Here is a 540-nt window from a genome sequence, read left to right on the forward strand (position 1 = left end):
CTAAGCGCCAACAGTTAAAGCACATCGAAAAACCGAACACGGTTGGCTTTGTTAAAGCAGAAGTCGTTGAAAAAACCACTAGGTATCAAGCCACTCACATTGCAGTGGCCAACATGACACTGATTGTAAACAATGTTGAACTGAGCATCCCACAAGGCACGCCAGCAGCCTATCTCGCTGAGCTTATCGGTGCGCTGTCATGAAACGCATGCTCAGTGCTCCCGAAATCTATCTCTATCGTGAAAGCGTCGATTTTAGAAAATCCATTAACGGCCTGGCTGCGATAATCGAAAGTGACACCGACTTACCTGTAGGGAGTGGCGCACTGTTCCTGTTCACCAACAAACAGCGCGACAAAATCAAAGTGTTGTACTGGGATAAAACAGGCTTCGCTCTCTGGTATAAACGCCTCGAAAAAGCCAAGTACAAATGGCCTACAAAAGAGCAAAACGAAGTGTTTATCCTGACTCAATTCGAGCTTGAGAGACTGCTTTCAGGTTTCACGATTATCGGCCATAAACCCATTGAAATAAACGATTT

General features: G+C 45.4%; 1 protein-coding gene and 1 pseudogene. Both read left to right on the forward strand.

Features of this window, described 5'->3' with window-relative positions:
• Positions 1 to 203 (forward strand): annotated as a pseudogene (locus tag QTN95_RS21010) (IS66 family insertion sequence element accessory protein TnpA); the annotation flags it as partial.
• The coding region (gene tnpB / locus QTN95_RS21015; RefSeq protein ID WP_331418893.1) for an IS66 family insertion sequence element accessory protein TnpB at positions 200 to 540 on the forward strand (341 nt) is incomplete at its 3' end. The pseudogene QTN95_RS21010 and the gene tnpB, both read left to right, overlap by 4 nt.

The organism is Vibrio sp. M260112 (genome assembly GCF_036533775.1).
In the GTDB taxonomy this organism is placed as follows: domain Bacteria; phylum Pseudomonadota; class Gammaproteobacteria; order Enterobacterales; family Vibrionaceae; genus Vibrio.